The organism is Sphingomonas zeicaulis, from assembly GCF_050433225.1.
Lineage (GTDB): Bacteria > Pseudomonadota > Alphaproteobacteria > Sphingomonadales > Sphingomonadaceae > Sphingomonas_D > Sphingomonas_D zeicaulis.
The window spans coordinates 24,690-43,586 of record NZ_JBNPXQ010000003.1 but is presented as its reverse complement, the minus strand read 5'-3'; the positions used below and the strand labels follow the sequence as shown (position 1 = coordinate 43,586).

General features: G+C 63.8%; 17 protein-coding genes, 1 tRNA gene and 1 pseudogene. 11 read left to right on the top strand and 8 right to left on the bottom strand.

The features are described 5' to 3' along the window. Positions 1–16: 16 nt before the first annotated feature. Together rnr and FHS96_RS13015 are read left to right on the top strand one after the other, a co-directional pair. On the top strand, positions 17–2,254 hold the full coding sequence (rnr, locus tag FHS96_RS13020) for a ribonuclease R (protein ID WP_429591902.1): 2,238 nt from the start codon (positions 17–19) through the stop codon (positions 2,252–2,254). 3 nt (positions 2,255–2,257) lie between these two features. Next, positions 2,258–2,782: a hypothetical protein gene (locus FHS96_RS13015; protein WP_429591899.1), complete on the top strand. Its 525-nt coding sequence runs from the start codon at positions 2,258–2,260 to the stop codon at positions 2,780–2,782. 122 nt (positions 2,783–2,904) lie between these two features. On the opposite strand, the gene FHS96_RS13010 is transcribed toward FHS96_RS13015, so the two are convergent. Further along, complete coding sequence (locus tag FHS96_RS13010; protein WP_429591896.1) at positions 2,905–4,071, bottom strand: saccharopine dehydrogenase family protein; 1,167 nt, start codon at positions 4,069–4,071, stop codon at positions 2,905–2,907. A 291-nt stretch (positions 4,072–4,362) separates the two neighbouring features. On the opposite strand from FHS96_RS13010, the gene FHS96_RS13005 reads away from it, so the two are divergent. Further along, positions 4,363–4,728, top strand: a complete 366-nt coding sequence (locus FHS96_RS13005) for a tetratricopeptide repeat protein (RefSeq protein WP_429591893.1) — start codon at positions 4,363–4,365, stop codon at positions 4,726–4,728. Positions 4,729–4,775: 47 nt separating this feature from the next. On the opposite strand, the gene FHS96_RS13000 is transcribed toward FHS96_RS13005, so the two are convergent. Continuing rightward, complete coding sequence (locus FHS96_RS13000) at positions 4,776–5,180, bottom strand: hypothetical protein (RefSeq protein WP_429591890.1); 405 nt, start codon at positions 5,178–5,180, stop codon at positions 4,776–4,778. Positions 5,181–5,227: 47 nt separating this feature from the next. After that, entirely contained in the window at positions 5,228–5,782 is a 555-nt protein-coding gene (gene dcd / locus FHS96_RS12995; RefSeq protein ID WP_429593054.1) for a dCTP deaminase, read from the bottom strand. 127 nt (positions 5,783–5,909) lie between these two features. Here dcd and FHS96_RS12990 point away from each other — a divergent pair, with 127 nt between their 5' ends. Together FHS96_RS12990 and FHS96_RS12985 are read left to right on the top strand one after the other, a co-directional pair. After that, the gene (locus FHS96_RS12990; RefSeq protein ID WP_429591887.1) at positions 5,910–8,108 is read left to right on the top strand and encodes a bifunctional diguanylate cyclase/phosphodiesterase; all 2,199 of its coding nucleotides are present in this window, start codon (positions 5,910–5,912) and stop codon (positions 8,106–8,108) included. A 75-nt stretch (positions 8,109–8,183) separates the two neighbouring features. Then, positions 8,184–8,260: transfer RNA gene (locus FHS96_RS12985), tRNA-Arg, on the top strand. 1,013 nt (positions 8,261–9,273) lie between these two features. On the opposite strand, the gene FHS96_RS12975 is transcribed toward FHS96_RS12985, so the two are convergent. Next, a complete protein-coding gene (locus FHS96_RS12975) occupies positions 9,274–9,711 on the bottom strand; it encodes a hypothetical protein (RefSeq protein ID WP_429591884.1) in 438 nt (145 codons plus the stop codon). Between the two features lie 434 nt (positions 9,712–10,145). Here FHS96_RS12975 and mobF point away from each other — a divergent pair. Next, positions 10,146–10,601 (top strand): annotated as a pseudogene (gene mobF / locus FHS96_RS12970) (MobF family relaxase); the annotation flags it as partial. 538 nt (positions 10,602–11,139) lie between these two features. Then, positions 11,140–12,561: an AAA family ATPase gene (locus tag FHS96_RS12965; protein ID WP_429591882.1), complete on the top strand. Its 1,422-nt coding sequence runs from the start codon at positions 11,140–11,142 to the stop codon at positions 12,559–12,561. Here FHS96_RS12965 and FHS96_RS12960 read toward each other — a convergent pair. The 3 genes from FHS96_RS12960 to FHS96_RS12950 form a co-directional block, all read right to left on the bottom strand. Continuing rightward, complete coding sequence (locus FHS96_RS12960) at positions 12,456–13,856, bottom strand: S1 family peptidase (RefSeq protein WP_429593051.1); 1,401 nt, start codon at positions 13,854–13,856, stop codon at positions 12,456–12,458. The genes FHS96_RS12965 and FHS96_RS12960 overlap by 106 nt on opposite strands. 122 nt (positions 13,857–13,978) lie before the next feature. Continuing rightward, entirely contained in the window at positions 13,979–14,656 is a 678-nt protein-coding gene (locus FHS96_RS12955; RefSeq protein ID WP_429591879.1) for a hypothetical protein, read from the bottom strand. Then, positions 14,656–15,318 (bottom strand): hypothetical protein, encoded by a 663-nt coding sequence (locus tag FHS96_RS12950; protein WP_429591876.1) that lies wholly within the window; start codon positions 15,316–15,318, stop codon positions 14,656–14,658. The genes FHS96_RS12955 and FHS96_RS12950 overlap by 1 nt, the downstream gene beginning before the upstream one ends. Before the next feature lie 571 nt (positions 15,319–15,889). Here FHS96_RS12950 and FHS96_RS12945 point away from each other — a divergent pair. From FHS96_RS12945 to FHS96_RS12930, 4 genes are all read left to right on the top strand, one after another. Further along, positions 15,890–16,045, top strand: coding sequence for a hypothetical protein (locus tag FHS96_RS12945; protein WP_429591873.1), 156 nt, complete (start codon positions 15,890–15,892; stop codon positions 16,043–16,045). Between the two features lie 84 nt (positions 16,046–16,129). Further along, positions 16,130–16,453 (top strand): hypothetical protein, encoded by a 324-nt coding sequence (locus FHS96_RS12940; protein WP_429591870.1) that lies wholly within the window; start codon positions 16,130–16,132, stop codon positions 16,451–16,453. Next, positions 16,453–17,403 (top strand): tyrosine-type recombinase/integrase, encoded by a 951-nt coding sequence (locus FHS96_RS12935; RefSeq protein WP_429591868.1) that lies wholly within the window; start codon positions 16,453–16,455, stop codon positions 17,401–17,403. Before FHS96_RS12940 ends, FHS96_RS12935 begins: the two co-directional genes overlap by 1 nt. Before the next feature lie 360 nt (positions 17,404–17,763). Next, positions 17,764–18,216: a hypothetical protein gene (locus tag FHS96_RS12930; RefSeq protein ID WP_429591865.1), complete on the top strand. Its 453-nt coding sequence runs from the start codon at positions 17,764–17,766 to the stop codon at positions 18,214–18,216. Between the two features lie 193 nt (positions 18,217–18,409). Here the strand turns inward: FHS96_RS12930 and FHS96_RS12925 are convergent, their stop codons facing one another. Beyond that, a complete protein-coding gene (locus FHS96_RS12925; protein ID WP_429591862.1) occupies positions 18,410–18,880 on the bottom strand; it encodes a hypothetical protein in 471 nt (156 codons plus the stop codon). Positions 18,881–18,897 lie beyond the last annotated feature (17 nt).

Genomic DNA, 18,897 nt, shown 5'->3' with positions numbered 1-18,897 from the left:
CCCCTATGTTCCGGCGATGCCGAAACCGCCTTCGCCGGGCTTGCCCAGCCGCCAGCAAATCCTCGACTTCATCACACGTTCCGACCAGCCGGCCGGCAAACGGGAAATCGCGCGCGCCTTCGCGCTGCATGGCCATGAGAAGATCGCGCTGAAAGCGCTGCTCAAGGACATGGCGGACGAGGGGTTGATCGACAGCGCCCCCGGCCGCGCCTTCCACAAGATGGGCGGGGTGCCGAAGGTGACGGTGCTGCGCATCGTCGACATCGACGGCGACCAGCCCGTGGCGGTGCCCGAGCGCTGGGAGGCGGACGGCAAGCCGCCGCCGCGACTGCGCGTGATCGAGCGCGGCAAGCGGTCCGCGCTGGGCGTGGGCGACCGCATCCTTGCGCGCACCGAGGAAAAGGGCGCCGGCTGGGTGGCGCATCCGATGAAGAAGCTGGCGCGCGGCGAGGAACTCATCCTCGGCGTCGTCGAGGAGCAGGAGGGGCGGCTGTGGCTGCGCGCGGTCGACAAGCGCGAGCGCCGCGACACCCAGATTTCGGACGTCGGCCCCGCCCAGCCTGGCGATCTCGTCCTCGCCGAGAAGACCGGCCGGCCGCCGCGGATCACCGCCAAGGTCAGCGAGGTGCTGGGCGATCCCTTCGCGCCGCGGGCGTTCAGCCTGATCGCCATCCACAAATTCGGCATCCCCGACCGTTTCAAGGAAGAGACGCTGGAGGAGGCGGATGAGATCGCCACCCAGGCTCTCGGTCAACGTGAGGATCTGCGCCATCTGCCGATCGTCGCGATCGATCCCGCCGACGCGCGCGACCATGACGATGCGGTGTGGGCAAGCCCGGACGAAAATCCCGCCAACCCTGGCGGCTGGCGCGCGATCGTCGCGATCGCCGATGTCAGCTTCTATGTGCGGCCGGGGTCGCAGCTCGACCGCGAGGCGCGCAAGCGCGGCAACAGCGTCTATTTCCCCGATCGCGTCGTGCCGATGCTGCCCGAACGGCTCTCGGCGGATGTTTGCTCGCTGAAGGAAGGGCAGGATCGCGCGGCGATGGTCTGCCATCTGGTGATCGACCGCGCGGGCAAGATCCTCGAACAGCGCTTCACCCGCGCGGTGATCCGCGTGGCGGCGAACATCGCCTATGAGGATGCGCAGGCGCGCATCGATGCGGGCGAGGGGGCGCTGGTCGAGGAGGCGCTGAAGCCGCTGTGGGCCTGCTGGCGCGCGCTTGCCGCCGCCCGCGACAAACGCGAGCCGCTGGAGCTCGACCTGCCCGAGCGGCGCGTGGTGCTCGACGAGACTGGCCGGATCGAGAGCATCGCGATCCGCGAGCGGCTCGACGCGCATCGGCTGATCGAGGATTATATGATCGCCGCCAACGTCGCCGCCGCCAAGGCACTGGAGGCAAAGAAGGCGCCGGTGATGTACCGCGTCCACGAACCGCCGAGCCGCGAGAAGCTGGTCGCGCTGAAGGATTATCTGGAAACCTTCGACATCAGCTTCGCGCTGGGCCAGGTCGTGCGCCCCGCCACCTTCAACCAGCTCATCAAGCGGCTGGATGCCAATGACGAGGCGACCCGCGCGCTGGTGATGGAGCAGATGCTGCGCAGCCAAACGCAGGCCTATTATGCGCCGGTCAACGCCGGCCATTTCGGCCTCGCGCTCGGCAGCTACGCCCATTTCACCAGCCCGATCCGCCGCTACGCCGACCTGGTCGTCCACCGCGCGCTGGTGGGCGCTTATGCGCTAGAGCCCGAGGCGCGTGCGACGCGGCTATCGGAGGAGGATGCCGGCGCGATGGTTCGGCTGGGCGAAACCATCAGCCAGGCCGAGCGCCGCGCGATGGAGGCGGAGCGCGAGACGATCGACCGCTATGTCGCTGCCTTCCTCGCGACCCGCATCGGCGAGGTGCTCGATACGCGGATCACCGGCGTGCAGAGCTTCGGTTTCTTCGCCACCGTCGCCGGCTTCGGCGGGGACGGGCTGGTGCCGGTTTCGACGCTGGGCGCCGAACGCTTCCGCTATGACGAGGCGAGCCAGACCCTGGAGGGCGAGGAATCGGGCGACACCTATGCGCGTGGGCAGATGCTGCCCTTGCGGCTGGTCGAGGCCAATCCGGTGAGCGGCGCGCTGCGCTTCGAATTGCCCGAGGGCGTCAATCACATGCCGATGCGCCACGACCGTCCGCGCAAGGACCGGCGCATCGTCGGCAAGCGCGGGCGCCCGGCGAATATCCGCCATCAAGGCCGGCGGCGCTGAGCGATGGAGCGGGAAGGGCGGATCGACTGGCTGCGGCTGGCGCTTGGCGTGGTGAACTGGGAACTGGACTGGCCGGCGCTCGACGATGCGCGGTTCGAGCGGATCGTGGCGGGGTTCGGCGGCCATTATGTCGTCACGCGGATGTCGTCGGACGCGTTCGCATTCGAGCGTGGTGAGGGCTTCGACAAATTCCGCCGCTTCGATGCGTTCGCCTATGTCGACAGCGGCCGGGTGACGCGCCGGCGGAATGCGGCGGTGGCGCTGGATGAGGCCGAAACGCCTGAAGGCGCACGGGTGATGGCTTTTCCTGCGGGATGGCGATCGATACTGTTCGAACTCAACATCCGCGTGCTGCTGATCTTCTGGGCCGCCGCGCTGGTCGCGCTCAAGCTGCTGCTGGTGCCCGGCAGCAACTGGCTGTGGTGGCTGGGCGGTTTCGCGGCGGTCTACGCCGTTTACGTCCAACTGGTGATGCGCAGCCTCAGGCAGAAGCTTCAGGACTGGTTGCGGCGGGAGAGCTGGAACTGAGGGGGCTGCTCAGCCCTCGCCCCATAGGGGCGAGGGAGCGCGGCGGCAGCCCCGCTCAATCCATCCAAGATGCGGGAATGCGATAGCTGCTGGATGAGGGGGCGCCCGAGCGCACCTACTAACTACCCCTCCTCGGTAAACCGCAGCCCGGCCCGCGCCTGCAGCCGCTCGGCAAGCTTCGCGCCCAGCGCCGCGCCCGGTGTCGCGATCCCCGCCGCCACGTCCGCACCGTCATCGAGCAGGCACAGCGCGGTCTCGGTGATCATCCGGCTGGTCGATCCATAGCCCGGGTCGCGGTCACCCATCACCGTCAGCCGCAGATCGTTGCCGGCGGCGGTCCTGCCGAGGAAGCAGACCTCGTAGAAGCCCGCGTCGCGCGCGGCCTTGTCGGGGCCTTCGCCCGGCTTCAACGGGCTGTCGCCGAACGGATTGGCCTTGGCGATCGCCTCGGCCGCGGCCTTTGCCGCCTCGCCCAGCGTGGTGTAGAGCATCTCGTCATAGGCGAAGTCGGTGCCCCAAGGGTGGCCGAGCAACGCATTTGTGCGGTGGACATTCTTGGTGTTGATCGTCGCCATGACGAACGGCACCGCCCAGACGCCGGCATCCACGTCATATTCGGGAATCAGTCCGCTCGGCTGGTGCGGCCCTTCGAAGCCCGGCGTCAGCGCGAACGGATCCTTCATCAGCCTGAGCACGTCGAGGCTCTTGGCCGCCGCCGCCATCGTCGCGCGCATGCTGGCGAGCGTGCCGCCCGAAGCGCCGCCCTTCATCTTGACGACGCGGCCCTTTACCCGCTGCGCGGGCTTACCGAAACGGCGCTGCGCCGCCTGCTGCAACATCAGCACGCCGAGATCGAACGGGATCGAATCGAAGCCGCAGGAGAATAATATGCGCGCGCCGCTCGCCTGCGCCTCGGCATTATGCGCGTCGATCATCATGCGCATCCATGCGGGCTCACCGCATAGATCGACGTAGTCGGTGCCAGCCGCAGCGCACGCTGCGACCAGCCCCGATCCGTAAAGCTGGTAGGGGCCGACCGTGGTCAGCACGAGGCGGGTCGAGACGGCGAGGGCGGCGAGCGATTCGGGATCGTCTGCATCCGCGCGGATCAGCGGAAGCGTATCGGGCGCGCCGATCGCGTCGCGCACCGCCGCCAGCTTGTCGAGGTCTCGGCCGGAAAGCGCCCAACGCAGCGCGGGATCTGCAGTGTCGGAGAGATATTCGGCGACCAGCCGGCCAGTAAAGCCGCTCGCACCATGTATCACCAGATCGTGCGTCCGCACCTTCATCCTCCCCGTCCGCATCTTTGCCCGTCAGGCTGACGCCTCGGACGATGGCACGCAAGCCCTCGAATCAGCAGGGTTTTGTGACAGCCGCTGTCACAAAAAGCGTCGTCAGCAAATGCGATCATTATGGACGCATCTGACGCCGATAAGGTAAATTAGGCAATAAAAACCGTTTTTTAATCCAGTGCCTCGGTCGGCGATGGGCGCAAATTTCAACGCAAAAACGCGCTTCACATGTCTGTCATATGAACGTAACAATACTGTCATTGAAACGACATGAGAGAGGTTGATCCCATGAAGAAAGTGCTGTTCTCGATCCTTGTCGCAGCGCCGCTGATGGCGGGCTGCGCAACGACAGCCGAGCGCCAGGCAGCGGCGGACCCCTATGGCTACAAGGCGATCAGCGCCGGCAATCTCGACCTTGCCGAAGCGAATCTGAAACGTGAGGCGGTGGTGTTCCCGAAGGAGCCCTCGGTTCTTCTCAACCTGGCCTTCGTCTATGCCGAAACCGGCCGCGCCACCGAGGCGGCGGCGCTGTATCGCAAGGCGCTGAAGGCCAATAATGTGCTGATGAGCGTGCCCGGATCCGATCAGCCCGGCTGGTCGCACGACATCGCCAAGAAGGGGTTGAACCGCGGCGCAGTGTTTGCGGTCCGCTGATCTTCGTTTTCGCCGGTGCGCCGCGGTTTTGCCGCGGCGCCGGTCGTTCAGGGAACCGTGGCTTCTTCCGCGTCCTTCTGCCGCTTCTCGGCGAACCACTGCCGTAGCATGGACTGCACACAGCCGGTCTGTCCGAAGCTGCCGCTGGCCGAGCAACTCCCAGGCCGCATCGCGCGTGAGGCGTCCTCCAACCCCTCGACGCGCGACGTCCAGCTCGCGCCCGCCGCATCATCCTTTTTGCGCTTGCCCCTGAACTTCTTGGGGATGCGATAGCGCTCCGTTTCCGGCTGCCGCGCGCACACCACGATCTCGTCGGCATCGCCCTGCGGGCAGGCATCATCGCCATAGACGGTGACGTTGATGGTTCGTGACGGAGCGCCCTCCTCCGCCAGCGCGGGCGTGGCGAGGAACAGCGGGGCGGCAGCGGCAACGGCGAAACGCATGCGGTTCATGCGCGGACTATCGCCCCGGCGCATGAACCCAGCCTGTCCGATGGCGCTCACAGCCGGGGAAGGGTGACGCCCTTTTGCCCCATATATTTGCCGGCACGGTCGGCATAGCTGACCTCGCAGGGCTCGTTGCCCTGGAGGAACAGGAACTGGCAGGCGCCTTCATTGGCGTAGATCTTGGCGGGCAGCGGTGTGGTGTTGGAAAATTCCAAAGTCACATGGCCTTCCCAGCCGGGTTCCAGTGGAGTGACGTTCACGATGATGCCGCAGCGTGCGTAGGTGGATTTGCCCAGGCAGATCACCAGAACGTCGCGTGGCACCCGGAAATATTCCACCGTCCGTGCCAGCGCGAAGCTGTTGGGCGGGATAATGCAGACGTCGGTCTTGCGGTCGACGAAGCTGTTGGCGGCGAAATCCTTGGGATCCACCGTCGCCGAATCGACATTGGTAAAGATCTTGAACTCGTCGGCGACACGCGCGTCATAGCCGTAGGAGGATAAACCGAAGCTGATGCAACCGTCCCGCCGCTGGCTTTCGACGAACGGCTCGATCATTCCGTTTGCCACCGCCTGCTCACGGATCCATCTGTCCGACATGATCGACACGTGTTTCGTCTCCTGCTTCAACCGCAAACCGGCTGCGGGCGGATAAAGGACCAGGGCGAGGCCGTCCATCATGCTTTCCCGTTTCGATCGCAACACATCGTTAAGGCAATCCGGCGACAAGGGACGCATGCTGCCTCTGGTCCACGCGTTGACGCGATTGCGCCGGAACCTGCCAGCGCAATATGTCGCGCCGGTAGTGGCGCTGCTCGTCACCTGTTTCGGTTGCATTTTCGCGCTGCTGTTCCTCACCAGCCGCGCGCAGGACGATCAGCAGCGGCTGCGCGAGGAACAGACGCTGCAGATCGCGCTGCAGACCAGCTTGGACCTGATCGGCCGCGATCTGCGCGACTACGCGAAGTGGGACGATGCGGTGCGCAACATCACCGCGGCCGTCCAATCCGAATGGATGGCGGACAATGTGACTGCCTATCTCAGCGGCACGCAGGGCTATCACCATATCTTCGTGCTCGATGGGCAGGATCGCACGGTCTACGTCAACCATGGCGCCGGCCCGACGACGGACGCGGTGGCGATGCTGGGGCCGCAGTTCGGTCGATCCGTGGCGGCGGTGCGCGGCATGCCGACCGATGGGGAGCCGGTAGCCACTGGGTTCGCGCGGCAGGGCGACGCCATCTATATCTATTCGGTCGGGGCGGTCGTGCCGCTGACCGACAAGGTGGCGCTGCCGCCGGGGCCGACGACGATGCTGGTGATCGCCGATCGATTCGACCGGCGCTATCTCGATCGTATGGCCGAGCAATATCATCTGCGCGACGTGAGGCTGGTGCTGACACCGCCGGCCGAACAGGATGCGGCGGCACCGATGCTCGATCGCGACGGGCAAGCGATCGCCTGGCTGCGCTGGACGCCGACTCGTCCAGGCAGTGAGGTGCGGCGGCAGGTGCTGCCCGCGCTGCTGCTCGTGGGGCTGATCGCGCTGGTCGTGGCGCAACTGATCGTCAGTCGCGGCAACCGCACAATCCGCGCGCTCCAGCGCAGCGAGGCGCGGGCGACGCGCCATGCCAATCATGATCCGCTGACCGGACTGCCCAACCGCCGCAAGCTGATCACCCATATCAACGAGATGGGGAAGGACGGCCGCCAGCTCTCGCTGCTCTACATGGATCTCGACGGTTTCAAGGGGGCCAACGACGTCTATGGCCACGCGGTGGGCGACATGCTGCTGCGCAACGCCGCCCGGCGGATCGAGCGCGCGGCGCGCGGGTCCTTCGTGGCGCGCGCCGGCGGTGACGAGTTTGCGATGCTGCTGATCGATACGCCGCAGGCCGAGGTGGAGGCGATCGCCGAGGCGGTAGTCGCCGCGCTGCAGCCCCCCTTCGCGGTCGACACCTACAGTATCAATCTGGGGGTCAGCATCGGTGTGGCGCAGGATACCGGCGAGCCCGACCATGACGGGGTTGCGGGCGAGGGGGAGGGCGCGCTGATGCGCCGCGCCGATGTGGCAATGTACGCCGCCAAGGCGGAAGGCAAGAACCGCTGGCGCGCCTACCACCCGGACATGGACAAGATCCATCATCTGCGCATGCTGATGGAGGGCAATCTGCGCGCTGCGGTGGAGGAGGGCGAGATCGCCGTGCTCTACCAGCCGATCATCGATGCCCGCAGCGGCGGGGTGACCGCGGTGGAGGCGCTGGCGCGCTGGCGCCATCCCGCGCATGGTGACGTGCCGCCGGACACCTTCGTGCCGCTCGCCGAGATGACGGGGTTGATCAGCCCGCTCGGCCGCCATGTGCTGCGTACCGCCTGCACGGCCGCGCGCCACTGGGAAGTCGATGTCGCGGTCAACCTGTCGCCGGCACAGTTCTGGGATCGCAACCTGGCGGGCGACATTCGCGAGGTGCTCGACCAGACCGGTTTTCCCGCCGACCGTCTCGAGCTGGAAATCACCGAAAGCTTCCTGCTGCGCCGGCCGGATGCAGCGGCGGCGGTGATCACCCAGTTGCGAAACCTCGGCATCCGCATCGCGCTCGACGATTTCGGCACGGGGTTCGCCAGCATCGGTTATCTGCGCAAGCTCAGCTTCGATCGGTTGAAGATCGACCGCTCCTTCATCTCGCCGCTCGACAAGGATCCGGGCGCCGAGGAACTGGTCGCGGCGATAGTCGGTCTGGCCAAGTCGCTGGGCCTTTCGATCACCGCCGAAGGCGTCGAGACCGAGGCGCAGGCGCAAAAGGCGCGTGCTGCCGGTTGTGCACGGCTGCAGGGCTGGCTCTATGGCAAGGCTGAATCGGCAGAGGCGATGACGAGGCGGTTGTTTCCGGCAGAGCATGCCGCCGCCGGCGAACTCGAAACGCGCGAGCGCTGATCGATACAAGTTTGGGCACGGGGCAAGATCGGGGCTGGCGGACCCGCTCGGGCTTTGCTAGGGCACCCCGCCTAGGCACCCGTAGCTCAGCTGGATAGAGCGCTGCCCTCCGAAGGCAGAGGCCAGGGGTTCGAATCCCTTCGGGTGCGCCAACTAACTTGTTGATTCTGCGGCAAAATCTTTGCGGCGTTGGCGTCGAGAGGCGACTGGGGTCCGGTGCCGGTCCGGTGAAATGCCCCTGGAGCCAACGCCTCGATATCGTCCATGATTGATTCGGTGACAGCCAGCGCGCGTCCCAAGAAGCCCGGTTCGAACAGGGCGTACAGGTCGCTCGTCGACATTCGGCTATGTCCGAGCATCCTCTCCACCTGGATGAAATGCTCCTCGCCGAGGCGTCGTCGCGCGAGGGTGGCGACCGAGCGGCGGATCAGCTTCATGCCGGTCTCGCCGCCGCGAGGCAGCTTGAGACTGTCGAGCATGTAATCGAAGGCTTTGTCGACCGAATTTGGTCCAACGAAATAGCCTTCCTTGCGCGCCGCGATCAGCGCTGCCGCGCGGTCATCCACCGGGACCATCGGCCGATATTTGCGGGTTTGCACGCGATTGCGCGGGTTAAGGTCTATCACCCTCGCATCAGCGTTCCACTGGCCGAACTGCGGATCAGCGCGGAAGTCGTGTACCGCATCAGGGCGCCCCCAGGTGATAACGCTCAATTGCAGAAATCGCAGGAGCGCGATCCGCTTTCGGCTTTGCTCTCCTTTCGCGGTCGCTACCATGGCATAGCGGAACATCGCAGCCAGCGTCTTGATATCGGCGCGATAGGTAGGCGTTCTGCTCACCTCGCTCGGTTTCTTCACCCTGAAGCTTGCAGGATGGGTCGTGTCCTTGCGCGCGAACGCGTAGTTGATCACCGCTGCGAATTGGCGGACGCTTGCCTCCACCGTGCCGGGGGTTCGTTCGCGTTCCAATCCCTTGGGCGACACGATCGGAACTTCGATCGCCCACTCCCGGAAGGCTTCGATCCAGTCGTCATCGATCATGTCGCACGTGATGTCTGTCTGGTCGCTCGCCGCGAGGTACCGATCGATATGGTCCAGTCGAGGACGGATCGACCCGATCGACGGCTTGTTGGCGCGCGCGATGAGGTAGTCCGCGATTGCCGCCGTTACGAGTTGGTTTTCGCTTGTCCTGATGGGCTGCCCGCACGCTCGGCAGATGGCTTGCCCACGTTCCCTTTGGAGGTAGAGCTTGTCGAGTTCGTCCTCCGCGTCCGTAATACTCGCTGTACCCGTGCTGCGGCTGCGGTTACGTCCTGCGGTCTCGTCATACCAGACGATCTGCAGGAACGGGGTGCGGAGGGTTCCATCTCTGAGACGATCCCAGGCAAGCCGATATCGTCCTCGGCTGTAAAGCTCGGGTTCGGCAGGGCTTTGTTGGCGCGCTTTAGACATTGCTCTCTCTGGAATTTCGCGTTTTCGACCTGAATAAGTTCATTGACGCCGATCGCGGCAAGCAACGCAAGGTCGTCATATTCAAAGCGAATGCCGCGGTTCGCCTCGATCGCGCGGTTAAGCCGCCGCGCCAATTCAGGGAGTGTCGCCACGATCCTGTTTCTCCAACATGGCGTTGATCATGGCTGACGAACGACACAGCCATCTCATACGGAGTTTGACGTCTTCCAACTCTAGCGTCGCAAAGCTTCGACCGAGGTACGTCAAATATTTTGCGGAGCTCAGAGATGACTTCGCCACTCCTCTTCTAGCAGTCGGCGGGCTAATGGAAGGCCGTCTTTTGCCATCTGCGTAGCCGTGCGCTGCCTCGCGCCACTCCGCGCCACAAAACCTGTCGTTCCGTTCCCGCGAGCGCTTGAATGCGCGGTAGCTGATCTGAGCGAACTTCAGCAGCGGCTGGAGGTCGCCGATACACAACTGCAGGCAGTTGATCGTTTGATCTATCAGTGGGGACGATGAAATTGCAGGGAGAAAAGGATGTCATTCTGGATGTATCGGCTCGAACCGGGTTGCATCGGCGGTCACATTGTCCTGGGTCGAGCGCAATCTTGCTGAGGCGCGGGCCTCGACCGGCGGGCGGCAGCAGGCGGTCCGCACCGGCAATCTGGTCGCGGCCACCTTCCTCCACGACGTCAACCGGAGCAACGAGCCGCAGCTCCATGTCCACACTTTCATCGCCAATGCGACGCAGCGCCCCGACGGCCAATGGCGCGCGCTGCGCTCCGATGCGCTGTACGACAATCAGCGGGTGACCGGCGCGGTGTTCAACGCCGCGCTGCGCGCCCGGGTCGAGGCGCTGGGCTATCGGACGGAGCCTGCTCGCAATCCGACATGCGGCGCGTTCGAGATCGCCGGTGTGCCGCGCGCGGTGATCGATGCCTTCTCGAGCCGCTCGGGGCAGGTCGAAGCCTATCTCAAGGAACGCGGCCTCGAGGGCATGCCGCACCAGCGCGAACTGGCGGTGCTGGCGACCCGCGACCCCAAGGAGGTCGAGCTGCTGCCCGAGCAGCGCGCGGGCGCCTGGGCGGCGCTGGCGGAGCGGCACGGGTGGAGTCCGAAGAAGCTGATCGCGGAGGCGCTGAAGCGGGACGGGCGCGGTGAGACGGTGTGGACGCAGCTGATGCGCGTCCTGCGCGGGGCAGGGGAACGCGGGCTGGCGATCGCGGGCCGGATGGGGCTGACACCGCGCGACGGGGATCCGCTGGTGCCCGAGCGGCTCGGCAGGCTCGATCCGCGTGCCTATGCCGCGGCGCAGGCGGTGGCGTCAGCCGCGCGCGAGCTCGGCGAGACCGAGGCGGCTTTCTCCCGTCTTGACCTGATCCACCTCGCGCTCGAGCGGGGCGGGCCGGTGGCGGTCGAGGATGTCGAGGCGCGGCTCGGCGCGCTGGATGCGGAGGGCCTGCTGCTGGGCGACGGCGGCCGCATGCTGACCACCGAGAGCGCAGTCAGGCTCGAGCAGGACTATCTCGGCGCGGTCGCGGCGGGGCGGGGGCAGTCGACGCCGATCGGGCCGGCGGGCGATGCCGCGGCGCGCGCAGGAGGCGGCGCGCGAGCTCGGGCTGCGCCGTCTCAACCCCGGTCAGGAGGCGGCGGCGGTGCTGATGCTGTCCTCGTCGGACCGAGTGGTGCACCTCCAGGGTGGTCCGGGGCGCGGCAAGTCGGCGGCGCTGGCGCCGGTGACGGCGATCGCGAAAGCGGAAGGCCGCATTGTGATCGGGCTGGCGATCGCCAACAAGAAGGCGAACGAGCTCGGCCGAGAGACCGGCGCCGAGGCGAGCACGATCCGGCGCTTTCTCGGACGGCACGAGCGGGTGATCGACGGCACCGCGCGGCCGGCGCATGTCGAGCGGGTGACCGCCGAACTCAGGGGCGCCGCCATCATCGTCGAGGAGGCGAGCCAGGTCGGCACTTACGACATGGAGCGGCTGGTCCGGCTCGCCGAGATCACCGGCGCCGCCCGCCTGATCGAGACCGGCGATACCCGCCAGCTCGGCGCGATCGACGCCGGCAAGCCGTTCGAGGAGAGCCAGAAGGCGGGTCATGCGGCGGTCCACATCACCGAGAATCTGCGCTCGCGCTCGGTCACGATGAAGGCGGTGGTCGCCGCACTCGACGCCAAGAACCTGTCGGGCGTGTTCGACCTGCTCAGGCCGGTCACGACCGAGGTTCACGGCGGAGACGTCGCCGGCGCCGCGGCCGCGCACTGGGCGGCGCTGCCGAAGGAGGAGAGGGATGCCACGCTGCTGCTCACCGCGGGGCGCACGATGCGCACGGAGGCCAATCTCGCGGTGCAGGCCGAGCTGAAGGCGGCGGGCGAGATCGCGCCTTCGGGCGTGCGTTTCGAGGTGCTCGACCGGGTCAATATCGGTCGTGAGGGCGCGCGGCTGATGAAGGGCTACCAGCTCGATCGCATCGTCGAGATCCGCACGGGCCTGGCGAGCCAGGGGCTTGCCCGCGGCGATCGCGGCACGGTGGTCGGCATCGAGGGCGACCGGATGCGGCTAGCGATGCGCGGCGGCGCCGAGAAACTGTTCCGGCCCGCTCGCCTTGCCCGAAACCTCACGCAGGACGCGGTGACGATCTACGAGCGGAAGGAGATCGCGCTACACGCCGGAGACCGCATCCGCTGGACCGATACCGACCGCAAGGGCGGTCTGGTCAACGCCGAGCTCGCGCGGGTCGAGGAGGTGGAGCGCGGCCGGCTTTGTAATTTCGCCCCTAGCGGGAACGGACCATCAGATGTCGGTACGTGTGCAAGCGCCTACAGATATGTGTCAATCGGCGCCGGATTGAAATCGGATTCGCCGGTTGTGCGCAGAATCTATGCCAAGTGCGATCATTGTGGAGGAATAGTCGCCAAGTGTACCGCCAATGAAGATGCGCTCCAGTGCATAAAGTGTTGCCTGAGATTAGAACACCCGTCTGCATCGGGTCGAACCTGACAATTTTGAGCGGTAAGAATATCTATCAGAAAATTACGACGTAGAGAAGCAATGCCATAAAATCGATTCTGGCGTGCCATATTCGTAATAAATAAGTATTCAGAATTAACCTCATTCATACGATATCCTGGTGACATTCTCGAATATGCCCAGCGTCGCACCACAAACCCATCGCTGGGCCGGTTCAGCGGCATGGCATAAGTAAATCCCGGGTCGGGCATGAGCGGGATGGCAAATTGCGAAGCGACCGATTGCGTGAACGCCGTCGCCGCAGCTTCGACTTGCTGCCACCGGATGAACTCGTTGGTCGACGGTAAGTCTGTTGCCGTAATGCGCATTTGCACCTCAGGCGATACGTTCACCACGCATTGTTCGCCACCGGTAGCCACAAGAAGGCTTCCGGTCGGTACGGCAATCGAAGCTCCATTCTCCTCATCCAGCCATATGTCGTAAGCGGCCGTGCCGGTCACGAAATCAGCATTGTTGGCGACGACCGCGAGCTGTTGCAGGCCTAGCTTGTCATCGGCCGTTTCGTAGAGTGCCGTCAGAGGAAGGGTTCGCGAAAAAGCAAAGGTCGCCGCGCCGCACGTGGCCCTGCGCACTGTCGACTGGACCTCTTGGTATGCGAAGCTTAGACCGGACACACTCTCGACAGCCTCAACCGTTGTGATCACGGCACCGGAAGCCAAGTCTCCGAGATAGTCGGCCCGGAGGGCCCATACGATGCCCCCGGCGCCGTTTTGCAGGCCTCCGCTCCCGATCGCGCGTACCCTGCCCGCCGCATCGATCAATGGCGCTCCGGAATGGCCGGGCAAGAGATTGCCATCGAGCCGTAACACATTGCTTTCGAGGTTAAGCTCTCCGCTAGCCCTGAGTGTGTCCTGCATGGTCGCTGACAGCATGTCGATCAGCCGGGAACCCGGGGGTGAATTGGCTAGAGTCACTTCGAGAGATTTGCTGTCCAGCGTTGGAGCGCCGAGAGCGAAACCGAGCACGGCTAGGTGCGATCCGACCATCGGAAGCCCGAACGATGCTTGAAGGGGTTCGAGACCGACTGGACTGTCCAACCGTAGTAGGACGAGGTCGTGCTCGCGCAATTGCCTTGTCGGGCTAGCGGACCGGACGAGGCCAGCACTGGGAAACGATACCTGAATGGCCGAACAGCCGGCCACGACGTGCCGCGCGGTGACAACCGTTTGGGCATCCTGCCAAAGGAACGCTGTGCCCGTTCGCTGGGGAGCCGAGGTGCATCCCCTAGCAATCACACGCCCCACCGATTGTGCCGCATGCTCCATGGTGGAGGGAGAGGGAGGCTGGGCGCTGACGGCGCTTGATGTGGACCACGCGAGTGCAATGAGAATGAGAAGGTGGGCCAAGGCGCGAACGTATCCGTGCCTCTTTATGTCTTTGCATAAACTCACGGTGTGTCCACCTTTGCTACGCTGTCATCCGGTGCGTTCGGGGTAGCAGAGCCGAACAGGTCGCTTATGTCCGCCTCGTGCTTGAGCAGGAACTCAGTGGCTGCCGCATGCTCGTCATCACTAAAAAGGATGTCGAGCGAGAATGTTGCCGGATGAATACCACCCGAGAGCCTGGCGAGTCTGTCAACGCGTGCCAATCGCGCCGGAAGAAGGCTCCCGATGCTCGTCCCATTGTATGTCGGTATAATTCGACCTTGTTGTGTGAGCGCGGCGCGATACCTATCCGCTTCCAGAAACCAACCACGCGCCCGCCAAACATCGCCAGAATTCTCCCAGTACAGACCGCAAGTGAATGCGACGTAAAGGTATGCTGATGACTCTTTCGTTGCTACAGTATTAAAATACTGAATCGCGTAATCGCGCAACGCATCCGCAGCAAAATAGAAAGTACGTGTACGCTTCTTAAAGGCATCCCTTTTTTGTATCCCGGTCAGAGAGTTTTCTCGGTTCTTGATAGCGAACGCCTCTACGGCCAAGTCGACAATGTACTTCCATTGCTCTTGTCTTGTACCTCTCGAAGGATAGAAAGTAGGTTCTTGGGCAGAGATCTCCATGGGTGCCAGGAAAAATACCGCCAAACACATCACTGTCGATGGGCGAAGGTTGAATCCCATCACTGCGCGCCGACTTCTTCTGGTGGGCGCACATCGGCAGCGTTGAGCGCGTTGGTCGGCGAATCGCTTGCAGGGTCATCGTGATCCTGTTCTTGGACCGTTTGCGCCTGGGCATCCGTTACGACGCCTTGAGCGCTGACGTTTGCCGGTAAGGATCCCCGAGCACAGAGGCCGATCAGGACAGCGGCGCAAAGAATGACAAAGGCCCCGGGAGCCAGCCCTACAACATTGTATCTGGTGCCTCCGCTTCCCTGAGCATCCAGCCTGATCGCTCCATCGATGCCAATGAGGAACAGGGCAAAGCCGACGAAGCTGAAGGAGAGTCCGGCAAATATTCCGCAAGATAGGAGTAATATACGGGCAATGTACATATGAACGGCGAGACTGTACTGTATCATGTGTATCTCGTTCGGAGTAAGGCTTCTCTGCGCAGCGACTATTGCTCCGTTGACGGCGGCATTGGAGTGATTTTCGAAAGATATTAGATAGTAGCTACTCAAGCCAAGGCAGGCTATGGCTAATATCAAACCAGTGATGAAGCCCGCTGCCAGTATTCGGGCCGAAAACCGGTGTCCCAAGGCCAGCGGATAAGTCGTTCCGAGCGAGGCCCGTGGTGCCGTCGCCGGCCCATCGGTTATTTCAGCCTGAGCGTCGTCCGCCATCGCCTTCCCCCAAAGACCCGAATACAATTCTGCCTTAGTGTCATGACAAGTGCAAGGTATTGATAGCGAGATGGCTGGTATCGATCCAAAGAAAGCTAATGGCACTAGAAAAGCTGCATAATTGCCTTTGAATGGCGACCGTAAACTTATTATCGATACATCGAAATATCGTGCAGAAACAGCGTCATAAGAACATCAGCCCTCAGTTTTTGTGCGGCCGCTGGCTTGCTGGCAGCTTCGTTGGAAAGTGCGAAACCGGTCCGCTGGCAAGCGTCAATGCTAAGATTAAATTAACTGCCCAATTCACCGACTCGGTTTACGGAAGCGGTCTTGGACGACTGTGCCTGAGGTTTTCGTGCAGTGCACAGGAGATCCGGTGGGCCTTTTCCATCGTAGGAGGTGGGGGGTGAACGGAGCGGTGCGAGCGCGTTGATTAGGGCCCAGTCGTGCGCAAAGTAAGCGAGAAGCTGAACTCGCTCTGGAAAAGTGGAGGGCTCCCGGAGGGAAACGCGAACTCAATGACGAAGCAGCGACGTTTTACGCAGGAGTTTGAAGACGAGGCGGTACGGCTGTGCCGACCACTGTCCGCCTATCGGCGGAAACGATCGCGCGCATCGAGGCGGTGGCGGGGCGGCAGCGTCAGCTGGCGGTGTTCATCCGCGAGGCGGTGGAGAACGAGCTGCGCCGTCGCGAACAGGACCAGGCCGACGCGCCTTTTGACCGGTAGGATCGCGCTGCAGCGCCAGGGCGGATTCTCACGCCCTGCTACATCTGATAATGTCCTTTATCGGATGTTTGGACGAGGGATGGAATGCGCGCGGTACATGAGACGATCGAAGGCCCCTTCACCATTGCGGAGGATATCGCGCTCCATGGCATGATCGCCGGCGACGCGACCCTGCAGGCCGGGGTGCGCTTCGTCCTCCATGGTACGATTGCGGGCAACCTCACGATCGAACCCGGTGCGCGCGCGATCGTCCACGGCACCGTTGGGGGGCGCATCTATAATGACGGCGGCCGCATCGAACTGTTCGGGGCCGCTGATGCGGTCGAGAACAGGGTACCGGATGCCGTCACGATCATCGATCCCACGGCGCAGATCCGCGGGGGTCGTCCGCGCCCCAGGGCCGCCTGATGGGCCAGCTCGCGCCCCTTACGACGCTGCCGGCGCTGATCGCGGCGGCCGAGGCGTCGACCCAGCTGCGTTTCCTGGAGTTCTTCGCGGCCAACATCCGCAATCCCAACACCCGCAAGGCCTACGGGCGGGCGGTAGGGGAGTTCCTAGCCTGGTGCGAGGGGCATGGGATGACGTCGATCGCGGCGGTGCGACCGCTCCACGTCGCCGGATACATCGAGGAGCTGACCCTGGCGCGCAGCGCGCCGACCGCCAAGCAGCGGCTCGCGGCGATCCGGCATCTGTTCGACTGGCTGGTGGTGGGGCAGGTGGTGCCGGTCAATCCCGCCGCCTCGGTACGCGGCCCCGCCCACAGCGTCCGCCGCGGCAAGACGCCGGTGCTCGACCCCCAAGAGGCGCGGCACCTGCTCGACAGCATCGATGTCACCACCCACGCCGGCCTGCGCGATCGCGCGCTGATCGCGCTGATGGTCTACAGCTTCGCGCGGATCGGCGCGGCGCTGCGGATGCGGGTCGAGGACGCCTATACCCAGAACCGCCGCCTGTGGGTGCGGCTCCACGAGAAGGGCGGCAAGCGCCACGATATGCCCTGCCACCACAGCCTCGAGGCCTATCTGCACGATTATATCGACGGCTGCGGCCTAGCCGGGGATCCCAAGGGGGCGTTGTTCCGGACGATCGGGCGCGGCACTGGCCAGCTCAGCGCGACGCCGCTGCCGGCGGACAGCGCATTTCAGATGGTGCGCCGGCGGGCGCAGGCGGCCGGGATCGCGACCGCGATCGGCAATCATTCGTTCCGCGCGACCGGCATTACCGCCTACCTCAGGAACGGCGGGACACTGGAGAAGGCGGCCGCCATGGCCAATCATGCCTCGACGCGCACCACCCAGCTCTATGACCGGCGATCGGACGAGGTGAGCCTCGATGAGGTGGAGCGGGTGCTGATCTAATTGGCGCCCGGTAGTCCCGCCACCATGGAGCCCGAAGATCGGGCGCATCGCCGAGGCCTGTGTTTCCCTGATATGCCTCGAAGCGGGGGCGGTGGTCTCGCCAGACCACATAGGGGCTGGGGAAGTCGGGATATCGTTACCTTGCTGGTGGAGTAGCCGGACAAAACTGCAATTAAGGCAACCAGATTGAGCAGAGCGCCAAGCGTTAGCGTTCCTCCTGAGCCTTTCACCCTATCAAAAAATTTTCAAGCCGCCAAAAATCCACTTGACCATGTCAAAAGAATTTATCAAAAGCGCCATTGAGGCGGTGAAATGGAACTTCACCGCCTCAAACGTCAATCTGACCTACTGGAGTGTGCCATGAAGATCATCATGAATCGCAAAGACCTTAGCAAGCTCAAGCCCGCATCGCTACAGGATATAATCGCTACCCTGCTAAGCGGAGCCGCCAGTCCGGTGCCCGAGTACGACATGGAAGGCTTTGATTGGGACGAGGTGGTGAACCTGACTCCCGACGAGGTGAAGGAGTTTATCGAGGGCTGCTCCGAGCAGACTGTCGCGGGGCTCCGGGTGATTGCCGAGCACGGTCCGGTGATCGCGGCGAACCTGCTCAACGAGGCGGGAATCGAAAATTACGGTCACTTTCAGGGCCGTGTTACCAAGCGGACCCGGACCGTCACCGGCGACAAGCATGCCTACCTGTTCACTTGGGACGACTGGCAGTCCGAGGAAAATGCCGAGCGTGGCTATGGCCACTATGCCGTTTCGGAAAAAACGTTCCGCTCGCTGCGGCGGCATTTCAAGATTGACTGATTAAACGGAAGGGCGGGGTAAACCCGCCCTTCTTCATTCAGCCAGCTTTCCGCTTCCTCGATAATTTGCCCGGGATCGCCGAACCTGTAATCGGCGAGTTCCTGACGATCCACCTTGCTGAGCAGATGGTCTACAGCTTCGCGCGGATCGGTGCGAAGCTCAGGATGCGGGTCGAGGACCTTCCTGTCCGCGATCAACAAATCAGTCGCATCGGTGAGCGGGACGCGGTCAGCCTGAGCACATCGATAGCGCGCAGGTCAGAACCGACCTGCGTCAGCGCCCCGGCCAGAGCTTGTGCAGCGGCTGGAGGAACGACGAAGAGGGAGTGGTCTGGCAACCCGGTCATACGTCGCCGAAAGCGAACCGCGAAAGCGCGGTAGAGGCAATGCTCGGCGCTTGCGAGTTCGTCCGTAGTCCAGTCCGGCAGTTCCCACGCTCGGATTAGATCGAATGGCTGGCACTCATGCGTACCTAATGTCAGTTTACCCGACCAACGTTTCGTGTGGCGGTTCAGACGGCCATAGATGCCGGTCTTACTTTTCCGAACGCCGGCGACGCCTACCCGCACGATTTCGTGGTAATCCTCTACGCTACCCCGCAGGACGTAAATGCCTCCTCCGGTTGCCCTCGGCTTGCGCCAAGTGTCGGTGACGTCATTGATCATCCTGTTGCGCTCCGCCC